Origin of the sequence: Nodosilinea sp. FACHB-131 (genome assembly GCF_014695395.1) — a bacterium.
Classification (GTDB): Bacteria; Cyanobacteriota; Cyanobacteriia; order Phormidesmidales; family Phormidesmidaceae; genus Nodosilinea.
In genome coordinates this window covers 23164-41605 of record NZ_JACJOF010000028.1, presented here as the reverse complement: position 1 = coordinate 41605, position 18442 = coordinate 23164, and the positions used below count along the sequence as shown (strand labels likewise).

Genomic DNA, 18442 nt, shown 5'->3' with positions numbered 1-18442 from the left:
CCGCCCACTCACCGCACCAAAGCCCTATGCCTCCAAAACTGGTAACTGAGCCTTCCATCGAAACCAAAATTGAGCGGATGCAGCAGCGGGTGCGGTGGCAGCATCGTCAGATTGTCGAGCGAGGCATTGACCAAACTGGCCTAGTGATTGACGAGCCGGGCGCCGAGGACGAAACGTTCTCGTTTTTGGTGGTGGGCGATAGCGGTACTGGGCGGCACCGCAGCGGTAGCCCCCAGCGGCAGGTGGCCGAGCAACTGTTGAAACACCTGGACTCGGCCCGGTTTACGCTGCACACTGGGGATGTAGTGTACCTGGTGGGGTCTCGCGATCAGTATCGGTCAAACTTCATCAGGCCCTACCAGGAGTGGCTGGTGGGGGGCGACGACTACCGACATATTGCCTACGATCGCATGGTGTTTAAGCAGCCGATTTTGCCAGTGCTGGGCAACCACGACTACTACGACCTGCCCACCGTGGTGGGGCTGCTGTCGGGTGTGAGCGGGCCGCTGCGCTATGCCCTACGCTCTTACCTCGATCTAGATGTGAGCTGGCGCGGCTCCCATCAGGGAGATGCCTACGCTAGAGCCTTTTTGGACTACCTAAAGGCGGTACCAGAGACTGGGCTGGGGGCGCATTTAGATGCCCACTACAGCAGCAAGCTAGACGACGCGCGGGCGCTGACCTACCGCCCTGGCGAGTTTACCCGGTTGCCCAACCGCTACTACAGCTTTCGCTACGGCGGCATCGACTTTTTTGCCCTCGATTCCAACACCTTTAACCAGCCGCTGCCGATCGCCAACGGTGAAGCCGGTCGCAAGGAATTGCAGCAGCAGTGTCAGCAGTTAGAGGTGAAGAAAGCTGACCTCCTGCGGCAGGCGGGCGTGAAGGTGTTTACTCCCAGCGATGAGGACGAACAAGAAGAAATCACGGAGCGCATTGAAGCCATCGATGAGCAGATCAACGACATCACCAAGCAGCTCAACAGCTCTCGCCTACAAACGGTGGATACTGAACAGCTCTACTGGCTGCGCGATCGCCTGATTGCCTCCTGGCAAAACCCAGCGGTGCGCGGGCGCGTTCTATTCTTTCACCACCCGCCCTACGTCACCGAAGCCACCAAGTGGGACCAGGGGCAAACCCTGGCGGTGCGCCATCACCTCCGCCAGGTGCTCGACGCTGTCGTCGCCGAAGTAGCCGACATCTCCCAAGATCGCCCCTTAGTCGATCTGGTGCTCAACGGCCATGCCCACTGCCTCGACTATGTGCGCACGGGCGACACTGGCCACGGCGATGCCAACATTCCCTGGGTAATCTGCGGCGGCAGCGGCTACAGTCTGCGTCGCCAGCGAAGAGAAGGCCCTGAGCTAACGGAAGACGACAATGGCAGCACCCGCGCCGTGGCCAAATCTCACCTCTACCTGGGCCGCGACGGTAGCCGCAGTCGCCTTAAGCGCCCCTACTCAGGTCTGCGGGTCAATGTCGCGGCGGGCACCCCACCCAAGTTGACCGTCACCCCCTTGGTGGCTGAAAAGTACGACGGCGATTGGAAGGGGTATGAGATGGAGGGGTTTGAGGTGTAAGGGGTGAGGGGCGAGGAGGGAAGAAAGTTCTAAGTTCTAAATTTTGAGTGTTGAATTTTGAGTGCAGGCCACAGAGTCTAGAATTCAAAACTTAAAACTCAAAATTCAACACTCTTTACCAACCTCCTGCCCCAGCGCCTTCACATCCACCGCATAGCCAGCAACAACTAGGTACACTGCGCCAGCGACGGTGCCGACCTGGCGAGTGAGGGTGCCGAGGCAATCGCGAAACAGCCGCCCGATTGGGTAGGCGGGCACTACGCCCCAGCCGGTTTCTTCAGAAACCAGAATCACGGTACTGGGGGTTTGCCGCAAGCTTTCGACCAGTGAATCTACAGTGGCTCGCCAGGTGTCGTCGTCTTGCTCGAGTAGGTTGGCCAGCCAGGTGCCGAGGGAGTCGATCAGCAGGCAGTCTTGGGCGGTGGCAGCCAGAATGGCCTCGGGTAGGGCAACAGGAACTTCTTGCAGCTGCCAGTGGGGAGGGCGGCGATCGCGGTGCAATTCCACTCGCTTTTGCCAGTCCAAATCTGCCGGGTCAACGTTAGAGGTAGCGATGTACGTAACGGCTTGACCGGATTTTGTGGCCAAGGCTTCAGCCCACTCGCTTTTACCCGATCGCGCCGGGCCGGTCACTAACGCAATGCGGTGGTTGGTTGTCAAGGTTCGACCTTTTGGATAAATGCCTCAATTTCGTCCACCAGCCAAGCTTTTTCGGCCACCGTTAGGGGAGTGCCAAATTTGTGCTGGTTAAGGTCGTCTAGCAGGGCGATGGTGTAAGTGGGGCGATCGCCCCTGGCATCCTCGCTAGCGCCAGAATGACCTGTTCTCACTTCCACCTTGACCAAGTCGGCGGTGTTGCCCGTCATCTGGTGTCGCCAGTTCCACAGGCGGCGGGTCAGGGAGAATCGTTGCCGGTCAATGCTCAAGCGTACGTGGGCCATCAGAGAATTCACAGCAGCGGAAATCAGGCTAAAGCCAAAGACTCCAAAGGGGGCCAGCAGCAGCAGCACAAAGCCTTCTCCCTCTAGAATCAGCGCCACTAAAACCAGCAGTATGAACCCGTTCCAAAACAGGCTGAGCAGAGCTAGCCCAGCGGTTTTGCCCCGCAGCCCCGGCGGTGGAATGGTAACCACCAATTCAGTGGGAGACCTGTACACCTGCACCTTCGTGCCCGCTGGCGGGCGCAGGGCTAAGGGCTGAACAGGAGCAGCCAGAGGCCTGGGGGCATTTAGCGTCGCCAGTGCCACCTGAGCGGACGCAAAGCGATCCTCCACAAGCGGGTCAATCAGCTGCTCAAGCCAGTCAGCGAAGGCGGCGGACACCGCCACATAGGGGCGAAAGTTGATGCGCAGCCGCTCCTGGGGCAGGTCGGCGGGCGTCTGGTGGGTGAGCAAAAACAGCAGGGTGGCTCCCAGCCCATAGAGATCGGTGGCGGGCACGGCCTGGCCGCGAAACTGCTCGGGGGCCATATAGCCGTAGGTGCCCACCACCGTGCTGCCCTGGCGGAGGCTGTCGCGGTAAACCGTCTGCACCGCGCCAAAATCAACTAAGTAAATGTGGCCATCGTCACGACGAATAATGTTCTGCGGCTTGAGGTCGCGGTGAACAACGGGCGGGTTGAGACCGTGCAGGTAGATCAGCACGTCTAGAACGGCGGTAGCGATGCGGCGGGCCTCGGCCTCGTCGATCCAACTGCCGCCTTCGACCCAGTCAGCCAAAGAGGTGCCCTCGGCCAGAGCCTGGGCCAGATAAAACCAGCGGTTGTCGGCAGTATCGACCTGAAAAAAGTCGATGTATTGAGGGATAGCAGGGTGATTGAGGGTCTTGAGGATGCGGGCTTCGCGCTCGAACAGCTCAATCTTTTTCCAGTCTTGCAGTCCGCGCAGGGAAAGTTCTTTGAGGGCAATAGTCTGGCCCGTGGCCAACCGCTCGGCGGCGTAGGTAGTGCCGCTGCTGCCATGGCCCAGACGGCCCAAAATCCGATAGCGACCGTCAATAATGGCGCTGGTAGCCTGGGTAGGTTCCATGGCAGGGGTAAGATTTAAGATGGCCTATGATCCCTATTATGCCGCTGACAAAATCTTGCTAAGCTCAAATCCCAACGGCTGGTGCGACATCTGAGGCCGCCGAATTGGGCCAGTTGTAGCCCTAAAATTTGTCTTTGCTGGGGTTAGGAGAATAATCCTAACGGTTTGGCTTCTCTGCGAGACCAGAGGCCACTAGACTAGAGGCAATGTTGTAGCCGGGGCGCAGGCGTTGACTGAGACGCAGAACACACCAACCACCCTCGCCATAGACCGCAGGGAGCTGCAAGAGCTGGTGCGATCGCAGCTCCAAGTGCTGCTGGAGCAGGGCAATTTGCCAGGGGCCAAAGCGCTGCTGGTGCCGGTGCAGCCTGCGGACATTGCCGAGGCCATTGAAGACCTGCCTGAGGCCATGCAGGCGATCGCCTTTCGGCTGCTGGGCAAAGGTGAGGCGATCGAGGTTTACGAAAACCTTGACACCAGTGTGCAGCAGGCGCTGATCGAAGATTTCAAGCGCCAGGACGTGCTTGACATTGTCGACAAAATGTCGCCCGACGACCGGGCCAGGCTCTTTGACGAGTTGCCCGCCAAGTTTGTGCGCAGCCTGCTGTCGCAGCTCAGCCCCCAAGAGCGCGAGGCCACCGCCCAACTGCTGGGCTATGAAGCCGGTACCGCTGGGCGGATTATGACCCCAGAATACGTGGCTCTCAAGGAGGGCTGGACAGTTCTGCGGGCCTTGGACTACATCCGCAGCCGCGCTTTCGTTAGCGAAACTATCTACTACCTATTTGTCACCGATGCTGCCCGCCGCATGGTCGGCATTCTGTCGCTGCGGCACCTGGTCACTGGGCAGCCTGAGCAAACCATCGGTGACCTGATGACCCGCGACGTGATCTCGGTACGCACCGACGCCGACCAAGAAGACGTTGCTCGCCTGGTGCAGCGCTACGACTTTCTAGCGGTGCCCGTTGTCGATACCGAAGAGCGACTGGTGGGCATCATCACCGTCGATGACCTGATCGACGTGATTGAGGCTGAAACCACCGAGGACATCTACGCCCTGGGCGGCGTCCAGAGCGGCGGTGACAGCTATTTTCAGTCAAACCTGTTTGATGTAGCCCGCAAGCGGGTGGTGTGGCTTTCGGTGCTGCTGATCACCAATACCGTCACCACTGCCGTCATTCGTAGCCAGGAAGATATTTTGCAGCAGGTAGTAGCCCTGGCGGCCTTTATTCCCCTGCTGATTGGCAGCGGCGGCAACGTGGGGGCACAGTCGTCTACGGTGGTGATTCGCGGCCTCAACACCGAAGAAATTAGCACTAAGCAGGCCCTCTCGGTGATTCGGCGAGAAGCGATCGCCGGTACTGTGTTAGGTCTAATGCTGGGAGCGGTAGTTACCGTCTGGGCCTACGTGCTTCAGGGCAACCTGCCCGTGGCCGTAACCGTGGGCATCAGCCTGGTAGCCATCTCTATTTTGGCTTCTACGGCTGGAGGCGCATTGCCCCTGCTATTTGATGCCCTGAAATTCGACCCAGCCCTGATGTCGGCTCCGTTTATTACCACCATTGTCGATGTGCTGGGGGTGCTGCTCTACCTCACCTTGGCTCGCCACATGCTGGGGTTGGCCTAGGCGGAGGGAGCGAGTTACGGGGCGGGTCTTCAGGTCAGTGGTTAGATCTGGCGTTGCTGAACGGTAGCCGGAGCTTGGCCAGAAGCGAACGGCCGTTTGTCCCTACGCGAGAGCCTACCCGTATCCAGCGGTCCCAAACCTCAAGCCCTGCTCTTAACCTCTGACCTCAAGCCCTGCCCCTCTGGCCATTCTGTTAGCCACGCTACTCATTTGCTTTAGGATAGAAGAACATAAAAGCCAGACCTGAGTTGATTGGGCAGTCTTTTTGCCCGACTTTCGATACAAATGTTTACAATACTCCTAAAGGTTGTTGCCGTTCAGGTTAGCTAACTGCCCATACTTAAATAAGTTCGTTTCAAGCTAGCTCAGTTTAGTATTCCGCCTGCTTAGCCTCAGCCATCCCTAGCTAGTATTTTGGGATTATGGACTTAAACGGATCGCCTACCCTGAACAAGCCTCCTCTCTCCAGCCCTGATCACCCTGAGCCTCCTGTGCTGCAAAAGATCAAGCAAGACCTCAAAAATGATCTAATTGCCGGCCTAGTGGTGGTCATTCCCCTAGCAACTACCATTTGGTTAGCGATCACCATTTCGGCCTGGGTAGTACGGTTGCTGACTCGATTTCCCAAGCAGCTGACCCCCTTTGATGGCCTCAACCCCTTTTTAGTTGACCTGATCAACCTGCTGATTGGCCTATCGGTGCCCCTGCTGGCCATTTTGATTATTGGCTTGATGGCCCGTAACATTGCCGGTCGCTGGCTGCTGGATGTGGGCGAAAAGGTGGTGCAGTCAATTCCCCTGGCGGGGTCGGTGTACAAAACGCTGCAACAGCTGCTGCAAACCGTTTTTCAAGACTCTAGTACCCGGTTTCGACGCGCGGTGTTGGTGGAGTATCCCCGTCGAGGTATTTGGGCAGTTGCCTTTGTCACCGGAGCTATGACAGCCACGGCCACGGCAACCCCCAAGATGCTCAGCATCTTTGTGCCCACGACCCCTAACCCGACTAGCGGCTGGTACGCCATCGTGCCCGAAAGTGACGTCGTCAACCTGTCGATATCTATCGAAGATGCCTTCAAGCTGATTCTTTCGGGCGGTATCGTCGGTCCAAACCTGGCGGCGGCGGTTCCATCCGATCGCATAGTATCCGTAGCCAATGAAGGTCAGGCTACGGCCCCCATGGCTCTAGACCTAAGCATCTCTGAACTTGTCCCCGACTTGGCCGACTATCCCCAGCAACTTTCCGTCTTGCCGGTAGACGAAGATTGCTAAGATATAGCCTGGTTCTAGCCCTGGGGTGAGGTTGGCCGTCGGTGTGTGTAAAACTTCGCCGGGTCAGTTTTGCCCTTGGAAGACCCTGCACCGCTGCTCCTGGGAGACACGACCTATGCAAGCTCGCCGTATGGCTCGCGAGTTGGCCCTACTGGGCCTCAGCCAGCTTTCTGACAAGCCCGGCAGACTGGCGCCCCCAGACTTTGAGAAACTGCTGCTGGCGGCTATTCAAACCCTGACCGCTGAAGCCAAAGATGCCCTTGAAACTGCCTCCGATGAGCTGAAGCGGGGCAACCAGCACTTGGTCGATAGCGGCACCCGTGCCAGCGATGTTGAGAAGGGCCGGGCCATGGTCGAAGAGGCGATCGCCCTTACCCAGACCGCCATCAATCGGCTGGCCCATGCGGTAGAGCTGCCCGAGTTCATTCGTCTCAGTAACCAGTCTGAGATCGAAGCCTTTGCTCTGGAGCTGCTTACCAACACCGCTAAACACCAGACCCAGGTCGACAGCATTCTCGACGAGGCCATGGTGGCCTGGAACCTCAAGCGCCTGCCCCGGATCGATCGCGACATTCTGCGCCTGGCCGTGGTCGAAATGAACTACCTGGGCACCCCCGATCGGGTCGCGATCAACGAAGCGGTAGAACTGGCCAAACGCTACAGCGACGATGACGGCTTCCGCTTCATCAACGGTGTGCTGCGCCGAGTGGTGAGCCGAGGGGACGAGGTGGAAGTAGAGGCTGATAGTCCCGTTGTGTAGGGAGTGGATAGGGTGGATGGGTTAGGGAGTTGGTAGCGGGCTGAGCGGACTAGAGCCTGGTGAAGTTCATCCCTTCTGCCAGTGGGTCCGAAGCCCGGCTCGGGTGTGGATGAACGTACCCGTGGTTTGCCCTGAGAACGATACTATTAACAACAGTAACAACGTCCAAGGTAGCTCTGATATGGCTGGGTTCAACTGGTTTCAGCGCGGTTTCGACAAGTCTAACAGCGCCGATGCTGATGCTAAACAGGCTGAGGCTAAAGCCCCAGAACCCGCTCAAGCACCTACTCCAGCCACCCCGCAGCTATCGTCAGAAGACTATCTGAAATGGGCCAAGGCGGCCTACCAAAATATTCAGAAACAGCAGGCTGAGGCGAAGACTGAAGATGCAGTTGCCGCAGTGCCCGCTGAAGCGGTGGAGGAGACTGCTGCTGCGGTGGCAGAGACCGATACTGAAGCCGTTGAAGAGACTGCGGCTAGTGAGCCAGTCGTTGAGACTGAGAATGCAGAACCAGCGGAAACGTTGGACGCTGAGACAGATCCGGCCATTTCAGAACCCTTAGAAACCGCCGAATCTGCCGTAGAATCTGCTGTCGTCGAACCCGCTGCTGAGGTTGAAGTCTCCACTGTAGAGCCAGCAGCGGTGGAGCCGGAACCCGAGCCCGAACCCGTTGCGCCTCGACCCTTTTGGGCACAGGCAGAGGAAGAACGCCTGCAGCGTTTAGCTCAGTTAGAGGCAACAGCGATCGCAGAGCCCGAGCCCGAGCCCGCCCCTGTTGCCGCCGTCACTACGCCTCCCGCTCTCGTTCTCCCCGATATTGATCTAGACGAAGCCTTTCTCTGGTCAGCAGAAGTTCTCGCCGCTCAGGGACGCCGTCCCGACGACATCTCTGCCGAAGAGATCACCTGGCTCAACAAGCTGCGTCAGGGGCTGAATAAAACCCGCCTCGGCTTGGTTAACCAGCTCAAGGCGATCGTCGGCCAGGGGCCGCTTAACGACGACGCGGTAATGGAAATTGAGGCTCTGCTGTTGCAGGCTGATGTGGGAGTCGCCGCCACCGACAAAGTGATCGAGGCGCTGCAAGCCCGCATGCGCCAGGAGGTGCTGCCGCCCGATCAGGCGATCGCCTACCTCAAATCTATTCTCCGGGATATGCTCGATGCGCCCCTGGCTGACTCCCACAACCTGGCGTTTACCCCCGAAAAGGGCAGCTTCAACATCTGGCTAATGACCGGGGTCAACGGCGCGGGCAAAACTACCACCATCGGCAAGCTGGCCCACATTGCTAAAAAGTCAGGCTACAACACCCTAATTGCCGCCGCCGACACCTTTCGTGCCGCCGCTGTCGAGCAGGTCAAAACCTGGGGTGCTCGCAGCGATGTAGAGGTGATTGCCAATCCAGGGCAGAACACTGACCCAGCAGCGGTGGTATATGACGCGATCGCCGCCTCCCAGTCCCGCAACATCGAACTGCTCCTGGTTGATACAGCCGGGCGCTTACAAAACAAAAAGAACCTAATGGACGAACTGGCAAAAATTCGCCGCATCGTCGATAAAAAAGCTCCCGATGCCCATGTCGAAGCGCTGCTTGTGCTCGATGCCACGCTGGGCCAAAACGGCCTGCGCCAAGCAGAAGTCTTTGCCGAAGCCGCCAACCTCAGCGGCGTGGTGCTTACCAAGCTCGACGGCACCGCGAAAGGCGGTGTTGCCCTAGCGGTGGTCGAGCAACTGGGGCTACCCATCCGTTTTATCGGTGCCGGGGAAGGCATTGAAGATCTGCGGCCTTTCTCCAGTTATGAGTTTGTCGAAGCCCTAGTGAGTGGTTGAGCTTCTCAAGTTTGTTCACCAACTCTTGCCTCTCTAAAAGTGGCAAGTTTGTTGGTGGCTAACCTCTGGTTTGCAGATTGGTAGACCGGTTGATGGGCACTATTGAATATAGTCGAGTAACTATTGCTCTAAACACGCCCATGGAACCTGAACAACGATTGGATTATCTCTATAAAGAGTACGTGCGGTTAAGCCAGCAGGCAGAAAACTATATCCAAAGCGCCTTTGAAGACCTTAAGTTGATGGGAGTGATTGGGGCTACCATCGCTCTTTGGAAACCCGTCGTCGATTTTATTGCGCTGGCAAAGCCTGAGATTGATACTAGCGGGTTGCTATTCTTAGGTTTTCTTAGCCTGCTGCTAATCATTGCCATCATTGGGTTCTGGAATCTGATCAAACAGTCTTTTATTATCTTCTTTGCAGATAATCTCCAGAGCTATGAGGAAGAAATTAGAAAAGAGCTGAGTGTGATCGAAGGGTCAGGTGTTTTTGGTCTTAACCTTGAAAAAGAAGCAAAACTTCTACAAAGTTACAGATCTACTTTCGCCGCCTTCCTTTCGGTTTTTGCCCTAGCGACAACGTTCATACCTGTTTTAATCTTGGTGTCGCTTAGCGTTACCTATGCTTTGATTTATTTGGTGCTGTCGTTAGTGCTATTTGGAACTTACTTTCGGGTTCTTAAAAAGTCAACTCGAAGATTTCTTAGGAATTGAAATATTCTTTTCATTTCAGGTGGCCAAGTGATTCTAATCTATTGACGCGGTATTACCAATAAACCTCTAAGCCACTTTATCCTGCTTCAATGAGAAACAAAAGTGAAGTACTTCAATCCCAAAACAATGAAGCCGAACACTAACCAATTTTATGAAGCCGTAAAAGATAAAATAAGCCCAGAAGGCCAAAAAAGCGTTGCTTATCAAGCTGTGCAAAACCTTTTTGTGCAAGCTCAATCTCTATACAGAATACTTGATTTTGTTACTAGTGAACAAATCGCTCACTTTAAGAAAGCTGAGAAGTACCTTACTCATCGGCAAGAGAACGACGCTATTACTTTGACGGTAATGTATGCAAGGGAGTTGAGGACAGACATTATTGATAAGTTGGTAAAAGAGGATACTTCAATAAGTGATTTAGAACGGCTAACTCTCCAAATGATCTTAGAGATTTACAAAACAACTTGTGATGCCAACTATGGAGTTTTAGGAAATCCAAGATGGATTGATGACTAAATACTTAATTCACGGAAAGTTTATTAGCGTCCCAAACTTTAAATAAGCTTGGGACGCTTATTGTACAGCCCTCTAAGGCTAAGCCATCACGTGGCGCTGGGTGAGTTTGTCGAGCTGCTTCACCAACAGACTGAGGAACAGGCCCACATCGGTCACCACCCCAGTAGACTCTAGCGAACCGCGATCGGCTAGCTTCGTCACCACGGCAGGATTGATGTCAACGCAGACCATCTTCACGCCTGAAGGGGTCATATTACCCACGCCGATCGCATGCAGCATCGTCGATAGCATGAGAATCAGGTCGCAGCCTTCGATTAGGCGAGCGTACTCGGCCTGGGCTTCGAGCAGGTTCATTTTGGTGTCGGGTAGGGGGCCGTCGTCGCGAATGGAACCAGCTAGGGAGAAGGGCACACCATGCTTGACGCACTCGTAGAGCACGCCGCGAGTCAGCACGCCCTGCTCGACCGCGTTGGCGATGCTGCCGCAGCGGCGAATGCTGTTGATCGCCCGCAGGTGGTGGCGATGGCCGCCACGCACTGAGGTGCCCTGCTTCATATCAACGCCCAGGGAGGTGCCGAGCATGGCTTGCTCAATGTCGTGAACGGCGATCGCATTGCCCCCCAGCAGCGCCTGCACATAGCCCTCGCGAATCAGTCGCCCCAGATGGTCGCCGCCGCCAGTGTGAATCACCACCGGGCCAGCCACCACCGCCACCTTGCCGCCCTGGTCGCGCAGACGGCGCAGGTCCCAAGCTACCTGTTCGACAATCAGCTCGACCCGGCGCTCGCTAGAGACCCCCGAGCCCATAAAGCTAAACTCTTCGGTGGTGGCAGCGGCGCGGCTGCGATCTTTGGTGCTGCGGACGCTGCGAATGCCGTCATAGCCGACAATTACCTGATCACCCACCGCCAGGTCGCGCAGCAGCTTGCAGGTCGCCACCGGCTCTGACTCCGACACTACAATCACGCCATCCATGCGCTGACCCTGCACCCGCACCCACTGCCCTCGCACCCGCACCTCGGTGGGGTAAATGGTGGAACTGTAGAAGTCGTCGGGGGCAACTCCGGCCTGGGTAATGGTGACCAGATGGGCATCCTGCTGTTCCTCAGGCAGTGCTACTGCACCCAGATCGATCAGCTGGGCCATGATCTCGTCCATTACTTCGCGATCGGGGGCCGAGACGCGGATTTCTGCCGATGAGGTGCTCTGGCGCTGTTCGCCCAGATCAAAATTCAGCACCTGAAAGCTGCCGCCGCCCTCCATCACTAAATCTAGCGCTCGGCTGACTAGACCTGAGTCGAGCAGGTGGCCGGTTATGGTGACGGTGCGGGCAATGATGCCTTTTTCTCTGGCAGGTTCGGGGTGCAGGGGCTCAGTCACCCGCAGGGTGAGACATTTAGCCGCACCTCCAGCCTTGAGAAACTCAGTCAGCGGCGTTTCTACCACCTCAAAGCCCGCGTCGGCCAGCTGCGCCTTCAGCTCATCGCTAGCTTTGTTCATGATCACGGTGCGATCGACATTCACCGAGTTGCAGGCAAAGTTGATGGCGTCGGGCTCATCAATAGCAATGCGCTTTTCGGGGGGCACTCGCAGCTCAATGAGCCGGTTGGAGTAAGCGTCAAAGGCGGCGGGGTAGTAGAGCAGATAGCCACCGGTCAGCGGACAAAAACAGGTATCCAAATGGTAAAAGCGCTCATCCATCAGGTGCAGCGACAGCACTTCGATGTTGAGCCACTCGGCCACCAACCCGTGGGAGTCTAGCTCGGTGCGGAAGCCATAGCCCGCCCACAGCCAGCGCCCCTCGCGATCGAGCAGGGCATCGCCTGCACCTTCGAAGGGCAGATCGGGAGGCAGGGTAAACACCTGGTGACCCTGAGCCTCAAACCATTCTTTAAAGAACGGCTCTTCGCCCTGACGCTCTGGGTGCAGAAAGCGGCTGAGCACCACCTGATTGCCCAAGATCAGCCCGGCGTTGGCGGTAAACACCATGTCGGGCCAGCCCTGCTGGGGTTTGACCAGATTGACATCGGCGCGATCGGTAATGATTTGGTAGAGGCCTTGCCACTGCTCTTGAGCGGCTTCAATCGACGAGCGGTGAATGTTGCCCTCCATCCAAGGGTTGATGACGTAATCCACCTCGTAGTGATGGGGAGCGCACATGAGAAAGCGAATGGAGGAGGTCATAGGAATGTGCCGACGTGAAGAGAATCAAAGCAAACAAACGAACCGGGCAACAGAGGCCATACCAGGAGGTGCTTAAACTAAACAGCGCTGGGGGCCAACATAATATTTTAGCCCTCAGCGCAGTCAGTATATTTGGTTGTCATGAGTCCCTGTGTATTACAGCAACAGGTTAACTGCTACTGCTCTGAGGGTAGGTCAATGAAGAAGTGGGCATCCGTTAAGCGGTTGCTGGTCATGATCGCGCTAGTCAGACTGCCGTGACGCAGACGACGGGCAGTGGCTAGCTGAGCATCTCTAACTAGGGGCTGCCCTGCAAAGGCATAGCTGGGTGTAGCAGTCACGCTCACAGAAACGGGTACTAGCGATGGGCCTGTTGCCAAGTCAGCGGCCTCAGCTTTGTTGCCCGAGGAGTCAAACCCAACGGCTAGCATGAAGGCCGCCAGACCAATCACCAAGGCCAGACGAATATCAACGATTTGCAGCACCCAAAAGGCAGCGTTTTGGACAGAGGACCAAAGGGTGGAAGATGACTTGGTGTCGTTAAGCAAGGTTAAGTTCCTCGAAACGCCAGTGACCGGTGTAAGGATTCGCCAAGACCGGTAAACCGACGCATTGACTAACCTTTCAGGGCTTCTACTGAGGCATCCGGTATGGTTCGTGGACTACTCAATAGTTTTGCTTAAGTATTGTTATACACAAAAGGTCACTAAGTCACAAGATGTTGCGCTCGCCCAGAAAATGCTGCAAAGAGTTTTGAATACGCTCAAACCCTTGCAGCGACTGATTTTGACGCGTTTCATGACCGTTGGAAATAAACTTTATAAGCCATAGTAAAGACGCCTAGGTTCTGATCTATTCCGTTAGCTAGATGGCTTCCGTATTGGCGTCCTGCTAGAGGGTGGTTCTTTAACCTAAACTGGCTCCAGCCAAAGGGAGAAAATCCAGCCACCGTCAAGCAATTCTGACCAATTGCCAGAGGTGCGCCCAGTCACAGTCACAATCGAGCCGTTGGGTACGCTTCTAATAGTGCCGAACTCGGTGCCTGGGCCGTCAAACACGGAGGTTGCGTCGCCGTCGGTGACCACTCGCCGCTGACTGGTTCCGCTAGGTGGTGGGTTGGTCGGATCTGGGCTGGGGTTGGGGCTAGGGGAAGGGAGCGGCGTTGGTGGCGCAGTGGCACGGTAAAGGGCCTGCCAGGTGGCCGCATCTACAACACCGGTGATTGGCAGCCCATTCACCCGCTGAAACTCACGCACAGCATTTTGAGTTGTCTGATCGTAGATGCCGGAGACAATAAAGTTAGACGGTAAAAAGCCGGCCTGGCGCAGTAGTCGTTGCAATTCCATTACATCGGCGTTGGGGGTTGAGCCAGGATTGGTCTGGTTGCCGCCGTGAATGGGACCGCTGTACTGAATGTGGCCACTATCAACCCAGTTGCCGTTGGTGAGCTGAGCCCAGCCGTTGCTAAATCTCCCAGTTACTGGAATGCGACTGCCGTTGATGTATTGCCCGACGATCTGATAATTGAAGCCAGGGCCGTTGCGAATATTGAGGGCAAAATTCTGCGGAGTAATTACCGTGGCCAGATTGCCCGGATTTACTTCAGGATCTATTCTCCTGATCTCGCAGCGATTCCCTGGTGTGACCACCGTGGTCAAATTTTTGTCAGGGGGATCTATTGCTACAGACCCACTGACCAGGTTGCTTGCGACCCATGTGGCATCAATGAGTTGCACCCAGCCGTTGCGCTCAACCCCAGAAACTTGTAGGGCAGTGCCCCGGAGCACACAGCGATTGATGCCACTGTTGGTGCCTGGCCCCCAGCGCACGTTGAGGGCATACCCCTCGCGAGTGTTGGCATAGACGGTGCTGCCCCAGAGATGCCCGTTGGCCAGAGCCGGTGCCCCTAGGCCGCTGCTTAGAATCATCGCCCCAGCCGCGATCGCCAACGACCGATTCCGCAGGGGCATAGTGCCCACTGGCGCTACTTGTGTTTTGCCCTGCTCGGGAGCTAACGGCAGGACTGAGGCAGAACCCGCTGGGACAGGATCAACATCTGGGTGCGTTTCCCAGAGGAGCCAAAGAAGGCTTTGGGCCAGGCTATCCATAGGTCAACGGTGGTGGCGGAAGGAGTCGGCAAAACCACCTTAATCATAGTGGTTTTTGCCGGATCCTTAGGGATTTTTACAGAAAACGCGGGTTTGCTGGGGCGATCGCCCCAAGTTAGCCAAAGCCTTTCTACCCCAGCAACTTCCCGCATTTAGGCATGGGCTGGCCCTAGCGGCGGCACAATTAGCAGGGTGAGCCCGTAGCGGCCAACTACCGTCACCCAGCTCGACGGAGCTAGGGCAATGCCGGCGTCCACGACTCCTTCATAAACTCGGGCAGGCCAGTAGGTACCTTCGTAATAGACTCGCCCTTCCAGCTGGGCTGTGATGGGGCGCTCTACCCGTGCGGTTTTGGGGGTTTCAAAAAGTTCCAGAGTGTGGGTCAGATTCATCGCTATCCTCCCGGTGATGTCTCAGATGGGGTGTGTGCTTACTCGTAAGTGATGGTTGGACACAGGGTGTGACAGCCCAATGTGCATAGATGTGCGTAGCGGTACTCCAGGGCCAGTATTCAAAGTACGGTGCTCCAAACCAGTGGCCGTAGGCTATAGGGTGGCTCCTGATGCCAACCAGGGTTTTGAACCAGGGCTGCTCTAAACCAGTAATGATGGACGATAGAGGGCACGGCCCGGGCTAAACGTCATCCCTGTGACAGATATTGAAGCGTTAGCCGTCTAAAGACAGAGGGGGCAATACATGACTATTGTGTCCCGCCTTTAAGGATCTTTATCGGTGAAATCTACCAAAATTAGGGCCGACTCAGGGGGCGATCGCCCTTCTTTTTCTAAGCTATTGCGTGTCTTGATAGAATTGGTTATGGTGTAAATAACCAAAATCTTGCCATTACCTCAATGCCCTATCCCACTCTTCTGGCTTCCCCTGACAACTATGGTCTGCTGACGGATCTGTATCAGCTCACCATGGTGAGCTGCTATGCGGGCGAAGGCTTGGCCGATCGCCGGGCCAGTTTTGAGCTGTTTGCCCGGCGGCTCCCTCCTGGCTACAGCTATCTGATTGCCATGGGGCTGACCCAGGCGATCGACTACCTGAACAATCTGCGGTTTTCAGAGCGCCATCTAGAGGCCCTGCGGCAGACGGGGCTGTTTGACCACGCCCCCGACGAATTTTGGCAGCGGCTAGCCGAGGGGGGCTTTGTCGGGGATATATGGGCCGTACCCGAAGGTACGGCAGTATTTGCCAACGAGCCGCTGCTGCGGGTAGAAGCGCCCCTATGGCAGGCTCAGATTGCCGAAACCTACCTGCTTAACACGCTCAACTACCAAACCCTGGTGGCCACCCGGGCCGCTCGCCTGCGAGATGTGGCCGGGCCCACTGCCCAGCTGCTGGAGTTTGGTACTCGTCGGGCCTTTAGCCCCCAGGGAGCTTTGTGGGCGGCGCGGGCAGCCCTGGCGGCGGGCCTCGACGAAACCTCTAACGTGCTAGCCGCGCTGGCGCTGGGGCGCAAGCCAGCGGGCACCATGGCCCACGCTTTGGTGATGGTGTTTACGGCCCTGGAAGGCAGTGAGGATGAGGCCTTTGCAGCCTTTCAGCGCTACTTTCCGGGGGCGGCGCTGCTGATCGACACTTACGACACGGTGGCGGCCGCTGAGCGGTTGGCGGCCCAGGTGCAGCGGGGGGAAACCCAGGTTGCCACCGTGCGGCTCGACTCTGGCGACCTGGTGGCGCTGTCGCAGGCGGTGCGATCGCAGCTGCCCAACACCAAAATCATGGCCAGCGGCGACCTGGATGAGTACGAAATTGCTCGCCTCAAGCAGGCCGGGGCGGTGCTCGACGGCTACGGCCTGGGTACTAAGTTAGTGACGGGCGAACCGGTGAATGGGGTGTATAAACTAGTCGATATCGACGGCACGCCCGTCATGAAAGAGGCCAGCGGCAAAACCACGCTCCCCGGACGCAAGCAAATCTTTCGCCGCTATGAAGGTGGGCAGGCGGTGGGCGATCGCCTCGGTCTGCTCGAAGAAACCGTCGCCCCCGACGAAAAACCGCTGCTTCAGCTAATAGTGAAGCAGGGTGAGGTCATGCAGGAGCTAGAATCGCTGAAGGCGATCGCCGCCCGCACCGCCGCCTCGGTGGCCAGCCTGCCTACCACCGTGCGCCAGCTAGAGTATCCGGCTGACTATGGCGTAGCATTGTCCGATGCCCTGGTGGAGTTGGCGGCCCACACCCGCCAGCATCCCCCATCTCAGCCCTGAGGGTGGCTTCCATGACTGCAACCAATTCTCCGGCGCTCCGCATTGCTCTGTTTGGCACCAGTGCCGACCCACCCCACCAAGGTCACGCCGCCATTCTCGCCTGGTTGGCCACTCAGTTTGACCACGTAGCGGTGTGGACGGCCAACAACCCCTTTAAAGCACACCAGACCCCCCTGGACGATCGCTTTCGCATGCTGGAACTGCTGATCGACGATCTCGCCGTGCCGCCTCAGCGGGTGCAGGTGCACCCCGAACTCAGCCACATGCGCACGGTGATCACCCTGGAGCGATCGCGGCAGGTCTGGCCCCAGGCCAAATTTTCCTTAGTAGTGGGGGCCGACTTGGTGGAGCAGCTGCCCACCTGGCACCGGGCGACCGAAATCTTTGCGGCAGCGAACATTCTGGTGATTCCGCGCCCCGGCTACGACCTCACGGAGGCTGGCCTAGCCAATCTGCGCCAATATACGACCGTCACTGTGGCCGAGATGCCTGCGATCGATGTGTCGTCGTCCCGCTATCGCCAGTGCGACAACATTCCCGCCGCCACCGCCCCCGAAATTCCCCCGGCGGTGCAGTCTTACATTGCTCAACACCACCTCTACCCATGTCCGCAAAACTCCACCGCACCTCTGACCACCCCCTAAGCCCGGTGCCCCTGGCCGACTTCAAAGTAGGAGTCGACAACGTGATTTTTTCTGTGGATACCCAGCAGAACCGGCTGCTGGTGCTGGTGGTGATGCGGCCCGACGAGCCCTTCGCCGGCCACTGGAGTCTGCCCGGCACCCTGGTGCGCCAGGGCGAATCTTTAGAAGCCGCCGCCTACCGAGTGCTGGCCGAAAAAATTCGCGTCAACACCCTCTATCTGGAGCAGCTCTACACCTTTGGCGGCCCCGATCGCGACCCCCGCGAGTCGCCCCAGGCCTTTAACGTGCGCTATCTGTCGGTCAGCCACTTTGCCCTGGTGCGGTTTGAGGATGCCGAACTGATCGCCGACGGCGTCAGCGGCATCGCCTGGTATCCCTTGGCCCAGGTGCCCCAGCTCGCCTTCGACCACAACGAAATTCTTACCTACGGCTACCGGCGGCTGCGCAACAAGCTTGAATACAGCCCAATCGCCTTCGACGTGCTGCCCGAGGTCTTTACCCTGGGTGATCTCTACCAGCTCTACGTCACCGTTCTGGGGGAAGGGTTTTCGGATTATTCCAACTTTCGCGCTCGGCTGCTCAAGCTGGGGTTTTTGCAGGATACCGGCCAAAAAACCTCCCGAGGTGCCGGACGGCCCGCTAGCCTGTATCAGTTTGACGCCGCTGCGTTTGAGCCGCTGAAGGAGAAGGCGATGGTGTTTATTTAAGCGCGCGGGCATAGTAGGCCATGGCGCGGGCATAGTCGGGGAGCCTGAAGGAAAACCTCATGGTGTTCAGTTAGTAGCACCGGATCCCCAGCTTAGGCCCAAGCCAATCTACTCAGGTTTGCCCTGGCGGCAGCGCCCCCTGGTTGGGTCAGCCCAGAGCCAGGCAGCAGCTTAATTTATCCTTCTAGGAGCCGCCATGACCGAGCCACCGCAAGACCCCTTACCCGCTGATCCGCAACCTACCGATTCAGGCGCACCAGGGACAGA

Annotated in this window: 16 protein-coding genes; 10 read left to right on the top strand and 6 right to left on the bottom strand. The window is 57.2% G+C overall.

All coding sequences use genetic code 11. From position 1 onward, the window contains the following. Nucleotides 1-26 precede the first annotated feature (26 nt). Entirely contained in the window at nucleotides 27-1580 is a 1554-nt protein-coding gene (locus H6F75_RS20120; RefSeq protein WP_190754244.1) for a metallophosphoesterase, read from the top strand. Between the two features lie 105 nt (nucleotides 1581-1685). Here the strand turns inward: H6F75_RS20120 and cobU are convergent, their stop codons facing one another. Both cobU and H6F75_RS20110 read right to left on the bottom strand, forming a co-directional pair. Then, nucleotides 1686-2240 carry a bifunctional adenosylcobinamide kinase/adenosylcobinamide-phosphate guanylyltransferase gene (gene cobU / locus H6F75_RS20115; protein ID WP_190754243.1) on the bottom strand — a complete coding sequence of 185 codons (555 nt, stop codon included), beginning with the start codon at nucleotides 2238-2240 and terminating at the stop codon, nucleotides 1686-1688. Beyond that, nucleotides 2237-3607 carry a serine/threonine-protein kinase gene (locus H6F75_RS20110; protein WP_190754242.1) on the bottom strand — a complete coding sequence of 457 codons (1371 nt, stop codon included), beginning with the start codon at nucleotides 3605-3607 and terminating at the stop codon, nucleotides 2237-2239. The genes cobU and H6F75_RS20110 overlap by 4 nt, the downstream gene beginning before the upstream one ends. A gap of 229 nt (nucleotides 3608-3836) precedes the next feature. Between H6F75_RS20110 and mgtE the strand changes: the two genes are divergently transcribed. The 6 genes from mgtE to H6F75_RS20080 all read left to right on the top strand — a co-directional run bounded on the left by mgtE (nucleotide 3837) and on the right by H6F75_RS20080 (nucleotide 10319). After that, on the top strand, nucleotides 3837-5234 hold the full coding sequence (mgtE, locus tag H6F75_RS20105; protein ID WP_190754241.1) for a magnesium transporter: 1398 nt from the start codon (nucleotides 3837-3839) through the stop codon (nucleotides 5232-5234). Between the two features lie 491 nt (nucleotides 5235-5725). Beyond that, a complete protein-coding gene (locus tag H6F75_RS20100; protein WP_190754326.1) occupies nucleotides 5726-6502 on the top strand; it encodes a DUF502 domain-containing protein in 777 nt (258 codons plus the stop codon). A gap of 115 nt (nucleotides 6503-6617) precedes the next feature. Next, the gene (gene nusB / locus H6F75_RS20095; protein ID WP_190754240.1) at nucleotides 6618-7262 is read left to right on the top strand and encodes a transcription antitermination factor NusB; all 645 of its coding nucleotides are present in this window, start codon (nucleotides 6618-6620) and stop codon (nucleotides 7260-7262) included. A gap of 181 nt (nucleotides 7263-7443) precedes the next feature. Then, nucleotides 7444-9090 carry a signal recognition particle-docking protein FtsY gene (gene ftsY / locus H6F75_RS20090; RefSeq protein WP_190754239.1) on the top strand — a complete coding sequence of 549 codons (1647 nt, stop codon included), beginning with the start codon at nucleotides 7444-7446 and terminating at the stop codon, nucleotides 9088-9090. Between the two features lie 140 nt (nucleotides 9091-9230). Next, a complete protein-coding gene (locus H6F75_RS20085) occupies nucleotides 9231-9803 on the top strand; it encodes a hypothetical protein (protein WP_190754238.1) in 573 nt (190 codons plus the stop codon). Nucleotides 9804-9929: 126 nt separating this feature from the next. Further along, nucleotides 9930-10319, top strand: a complete 390-nt coding sequence (locus H6F75_RS20080; RefSeq protein WP_190754237.1) for a hypothetical protein — start codon at nucleotides 9930-9932, stop codon at nucleotides 10317-10319. A 78-nt stretch (nucleotides 10320-10397) separates the two neighbouring features. Here the strand turns inward: H6F75_RS20080 and H6F75_RS20075 are convergent, their stop codons facing one another. From H6F75_RS20075 to H6F75_RS20060, 4 genes are all read right to left on the bottom strand, one after another. Further along, the gene (locus H6F75_RS20075; protein ID WP_190754236.1) at nucleotides 10398-12503 is read right to left on the bottom strand and encodes a TIGR00300 family protein; all 2106 of its coding nucleotides are present in this window, start codon (nucleotides 12501-12503) and stop codon (nucleotides 10398-10400) included. A 176-nt stretch (nucleotides 12504-12679) separates the two neighbouring features. Continuing rightward, a complete protein-coding gene (locus tag H6F75_RS20070; protein ID WP_190754235.1) occupies nucleotides 12680-13051 on the bottom strand; it encodes a hypothetical protein in 372 nt (123 codons plus the stop codon). A 363-nt stretch (nucleotides 13052-13414) separates the two neighbouring features. After that, entirely contained in the window at nucleotides 13415-14611 is a 1197-nt protein-coding gene (locus H6F75_RS20065) for a peptidoglycan-binding protein (protein WP_190754234.1), read from the bottom strand. Between the two features lie 152 nt (nucleotides 14612-14763). After that, nucleotides 14764-15003, bottom strand: a complete 240-nt coding sequence (locus H6F75_RS20060; RefSeq protein ID WP_190754233.1) for an NfeD family protein — start codon at nucleotides 15001-15003, stop codon at nucleotides 14764-14766. A 459-nt stretch (nucleotides 15004-15462) separates the two neighbouring features. On the opposite strand from H6F75_RS20060, the gene H6F75_RS20055 reads away from it, so the two are divergent. The 3 genes from H6F75_RS20055 to H6F75_RS20045 are packed head-to-tail and all read left to right on the top strand — an operon-like array spanning nucleotide 15463 to nucleotide 18175. Further along, nucleotides 15463-16824 carry a nicotinate phosphoribosyltransferase gene (locus H6F75_RS20055; protein ID WP_190754232.1) on the top strand — a complete coding sequence of 454 codons (1362 nt, stop codon included), beginning with the start codon at nucleotides 15463-15465 and terminating at the stop codon, nucleotides 16822-16824. A gap of 11 nt (nucleotides 16825-16835) precedes the next feature. Beyond that, nucleotides 16836-17468, top strand: coding sequence for a nicotinate-nucleotide adenylyltransferase (locus tag H6F75_RS20050; protein WP_190754231.1), 633 nt, complete (start codon nucleotides 16836-16838; stop codon nucleotides 17466-17468). Continuing rightward, complete coding sequence (locus H6F75_RS20045; RefSeq protein WP_190754230.1) at nucleotides 17429-18175, top strand: NUDIX domain-containing protein; 747 nt, start codon at nucleotides 17429-17431, stop codon at nucleotides 18173-18175. Before H6F75_RS20050 ends, H6F75_RS20045 begins: the two co-directional genes overlap by 40 nt. Nucleotides 18176-18442 lie beyond the last annotated feature (267 nt).

What these genes read in the sequence shown, in the direction of transcription:
- H6F75_RS20060 (WP_190754233.1), bottom strand. Translation starts at nt 15,003, where the DNA reads ATGAATCTGACCCACACTCTGGAACTTTTTGAAACCCCCAAAACCGCA.
- ftsY (WP_190754239.1), top strand. Translation starts at nt 7,444, where the DNA reads ATGGCTGGGTTCAACTGGTTTCAGCGCGGTTTCGACAAGTCTAACAGC.
- nusB (WP_190754240.1), top strand. Translation starts at nt 6,618, where the DNA reads ATGCAAGCTCGCCGTATGGCTCGCGAGTTGGCCCTACTGGGCCTCAGC.
- H6F75_RS20045 (WP_190754230.1), top strand. Translation starts at nt 17,429, where the DNA reads ATGTCCGCAAAACTCCACCGCACCTCTGACCACCCCCTAAGCCCGGTG.
- H6F75_RS20110 (WP_190754242.1), bottom strand. Translation starts at nt 3,607, where the DNA reads ATGGAACCTACCCAGGCTACCAGCGCCATTATTGACGGTCGCTATCGG.
- H6F75_RS20050 (WP_190754231.1), top strand. Translation starts at nt 16,836, where the DNA reads ATGACTGCAACCAATTCTCCGGCGCTCCGCATTGCTCTGTTTGGCACC.
- H6F75_RS20065 (WP_190754234.1), bottom strand. Translation starts at nt 14,611, where the DNA reads ATGGATAGCCTGGCCCAAAGCCTTCTTTGGCTCCTCTGGGAAACGCAC.
- H6F75_RS20075 (WP_190754236.1), bottom strand. Translation starts at nt 12,503, where the DNA reads ATGACCTCCTCCATTCGCTTTCTCATGTGCGCTCCCCATCACTACGAG.
- H6F75_RS20120 (WP_190754244.1), top strand. Translation starts at nt 27, where the DNA reads ATGCCTCCAAAACTGGTAACTGAGCCTTCCATCGAAACCAAAATTGAG.
- H6F75_RS20080 (WP_190754237.1), top strand. Translation starts at nt 9,930, where the DNA reads ATGAAGCCGAACACTAACCAATTTTATGAAGCCGTAAAAGATAAAATA.
- H6F75_RS20085 (WP_190754238.1), top strand. Translation starts at nt 9,231, where the DNA reads ATGGAACCTGAACAACGATTGGATTATCTCTATAAAGAGTACGTGCGG.
- H6F75_RS20055 (WP_190754232.1), top strand. Translation starts at nt 15,463, where the DNA reads ATGCCCTATCCCACTCTTCTGGCTTCCCCTGACAACTATGGTCTGCTG.